The organism is Neobacillus drentensis, assembly GCF_036966985.1.
Lineage (GTDB): Bacteria > Bacillota > Bacilli > Bacillales > Cytobacillaceae > Neobacillus > Neobacillus drentensis_E.
In genome coordinates this window covers 1-3,599 of sequence record NZ_JBALSN010000656.1, presented here as the reverse complement: position 1 = coordinate 3,599, position 3,599 = coordinate 1, and the positions used below count along the sequence as shown (strand labels likewise).

The following is a 3,599-nucleotide window of genomic DNA, read 5'->3' as shown; positions in this document are numbered from 1 at the left end:
GTCATGGGTTTCTTTACATAATAACCCTGCTTCTTTTAACTGCTCACAATATGGTCTTGCGGCTTCTGTAAGTTCAACCCCGATAAATAACCCTTTGCCTCTGACCGATTTAATTTTTGGATTTTGAATCGACTGTAATTTTTCAAAGAAGTATTTGCCTAATTCTAGCGAGCGTTCTGCTAGTTTTTCTTCCTCAATCACTTCCAAAGCTGCAAGTGACACCGCGCAGGCTAATGGATTTCCTCCGAATGTTGACCCGTGGGAACCTGGATTAAATACACCTAATACATCAGAATTTGCTACGACACAGGAAATTGGGAATACCCCTCCGCCTAATGCTTTACCTAAGATCAACATATCAGGATTTACGTCTTCCCAATCGCAGGCAAACATTTTACCTGTACGTGCTAAGCCCACTTGAATTTCATCTGCAATGAACAATACATTGTTTTCCTTACATAATTCAGATGCCGCTTTCAAAAATCCTTCTGGTGGTAAAATAATCCCGGCTTCACCTTGAATAGGCTCAATTAAAAATGCAGCTGTGTTTGGTGTAATGGCGGCTTTCAATGCGTCAAGATCACCATAAGGAATTAAATTGATTCCTGGTAACATTGGTCCGAAGCCACGCTTATATTCTGGGTCTGATGATAAGGAAACAGCACCCATCGTCCGTCCATGGAAATTTCCTACACAGGCGATTATTTCTGCTTGATTTTCAGCAATTCCTTTTACATCATAACCCCAGCGGCGGGCTGCTTTAAGCGCCGTTTCAACCGCTTCTGCACCAGTATTCATTGGGAGGGCCATATTTTTATTGGTTAATTGACAAATTTTTTCGTACCATGGTCCCAGTTGATCATTATGAAAAGCACGAGAGGTTAGGGTGACCTTATCTGCTTGGTCCTTTAATGCTTGAATGATTTTTGGGTGACGATGTCCTTGGTTAACTGCTGAATACGCACTTAACATATCCATATAACGGTTTCCTTCTGGACTTTCCACCCATACGCCCTCCGCCTTCGCAATTACGATTGGCAGTGGATGATAGTTATTGGCACCGAATTTATGTGTTTGTTCAATAATTTGATTCGTTTTAGTAGTTTCTGAGACTGTCATTATTGTTCCTCCTCTAATTTCCTCGGGTAGGATGAGTTCCCGAACCCACCCGAGGGATCTAAGTTGTTGTTTTTAAAGTGTTTCTGATGTTGTTTTAGCTTGCATATGGAGCAGTAAGTATTCTGGACCGCCTGCTTTCGAATCCGTTCCAGACATATTGAAACCACCAAATGGCTGGTATCCAACAATTGCACCTGTACAAGTGCGGTTAAAATATAAATTGCCCACATGGAATTCTTCGCGTGCGCGTTCAATATGTTCGCGATTATTCGAAATCAATGCACCCGTTAAACCATAGTCCGTATTATTAGCAATTGTCATCAAATGGTCAAAGTCACGTGCCTTACTAATTCCAAGAACTGGTCCGAAAATTTCTTCTTGCATGAGGCGTGCGTTTTCATCTAAATCAGCGAAGATTGTCGGCTGGATGAAGTACCCTTTTGAATCATCACCTTCGCCGCCCGTCATAAGTCGGCCTTCTTGCTTGCCCACTTCCATATAATTCATGATTTTTTTGAACGATTTGCCATCAATAACAGGTCCCATATAAGTATTTGCTTCTTCAGGATTTCCAAGAGTAAGTGTTCTTGTTAATGCCACAACTTTCTCAAGCACGACATCATACACATCCTGATGAATAACTGCACGGGAACCAGCCGAACATTTTTGGCCAGAAAAACCAAAAGCGGAATAGACAATGCTTGAAGCAGCTAAATCTAAATCTGCATCGTTATCAACTACCACCGTGTCCTTACCGCCCATTTCAGCTATCACACGTTTGATCCATTTTTGCCCTGGATGTACCTTCGCTGCCCGTTCATTAATGCGGCAGCCTACTTCACGTGAACCAGTAAAAGATACAAAGCGTGTTTTTGGATGATCAACGAGGTAATCACCAATTTGTGCGCCGCTACCTGGTACAAAGTTTAACACTCCTTTTGGAAGACCTGCTTCCTCCATCAACTCGACGAATTTTGCTGCAACTACTGGTGTTGAGTTTGCTGGTTTAAGAAGAACAGTATTCCCCGAAACAATTGCTGCAATGGTTGTTCCTGCCATAATCGCTAATGGGAAGTTGAACGGTGAAATAATAATCCCTACACCTAGTGGGATATAGTGATACTGGTTAAATTCTCCAGTTCGGCTATTTACTGGTGAGCCTTCTTTCAATTTAAGCATTTGACGGCCGTAATACTCGATAAAGTCGATCGCTTCGGCAGTATCTGCATCAGCTTCTTTCCATGGCTTTCCAGCTTCCTTCACAAGATAAGCTGAAAACTCGTGTTTTCTGCGACGCAAAATGGCTGCCGCTTTGAATAAAATATTGGCACGATGTTCTGGTCTCCACTTTTTCCACGTTTCAAATGTTGTTAATGCGGCATGCATCGCCTTTTCTGCTAATTCTTGGTCTGCCATTGACACTCGGCCAATGATTTCTTCTTTATTTGCTGGATTAATAGAAATAATTTTTCCCTCAGTTGTAATCCGTTCTCCACCGATGACTACTGGGTAATCCTTGCCAAGCTGTGTTTGTACATAGGCGAGTGCATCTTGAAATGCTTGTTTATTTTTTTCATCTTCAAAGTTTGTAAATGGTTCATGTGAATAAGTTTTCAATGGTTGTTCCCCCTTGTCGTTTGCTACATCAAATTAATATGCAAGTTCTGTGCCAACTTGTATTTTGCATAAATAAAGGGTTTTCATTGTATTAGGTGCAAATTAATTTTGCGCAAAATAAATAATTTATTAATATACGCAAAATTTTTTGGCATTTTGAACATTCTTACAATGAAAAAGATGCAAAAAATTCATATTATAGGAAAAAAGTGCCAATTTAATAAAATAAAACCCTTTTCACTGTGTATTTCATGGTATATTGAGATTAATAGAAAGATAATTCTGATAGTTTAAAGGAGAGATTGATTTGATTATTCCTTACAAAGGTATTTCCCCTGCTGTCCACGACTCTGTATTTGTAGCGCCTGGTGCTTATTTAATCGGTGATGTAAGAATTGGAAAGGATTCATCCGTTTGGTTTAATGCGGTACTACGCGGGGATGACGGTCCGATTATCATCGGTGAACGCTGCAGCATTCAGGATAATTCAACGATTCATTTATTTGAAGGCTTTCCGGTTGAAATTGCAGATGATGTGACAATTGGTCATAATGTTATTTTGCATGGCTGTAAAGTTGGCAATCGGTGCATTATTGGTATGGGATCGACACTGTTAGACAATGTTGAGGTTGGCGAGGATTGTATTATTGGGGCCAATACACTTCTATCCGGTGGAATAAAAATCCCGCCTCGTTCACTTGTACTGGGCTCTCCTGGTAGAGTGGTCAGAGAAATCACCCAAAAGGACCTGGACCTGCTCCAGATGTCTAGCGAGCACTACGTCCAAAGAGGTAAAGAGTTTAGGGAGATTCTAAAATAATATAAAGGTGCCTGACACCAACATTTTGTTGGTGTCAGGCACC

The 3,599-nt window shown here is 40.9% G+C and carries 3 protein-coding genes; 1 reads left to right on the top strand and 2 read right to left on the bottom strand.

The annotated features are described in order from the left end of the window. On the bottom strand, positions 1 to 1,119 hold a 1,119-nt coding region (locus V7659_RS29915), incomplete at its 3' end, for an ornithine--oxo-acid transaminase (RefSeq protein ID WP_335543662.1). Between the two features lie 72 nt (positions 1,120 to 1,191). Then, the gene (gene pruA / locus V7659_RS29910) at positions 1,192 to 2,736 is read right to left on the bottom strand and encodes an L-glutamate gamma-semialdehyde dehydrogenase (protein WP_335543661.1); all 1,545 of its coding nucleotides are present in this window, start codon (positions 2,734 to 2,736) and stop codon (positions 1,192 to 1,194) included. 307 nt (positions 2,737 to 3,043) lie between these two features. On the opposite strand from pruA, the gene V7659_RS29905 reads away from it, so the two are divergent. Further along, positions 3,044 to 3,556, top strand: a complete 513-nt coding sequence (locus V7659_RS29905; RefSeq protein WP_283873598.1) for a gamma carbonic anhydrase family protein — start codon at positions 3,044 to 3,046, stop codon at positions 3,554 to 3,556. Positions 3,557 to 3,599: the final 43 nt, after the last annotated feature.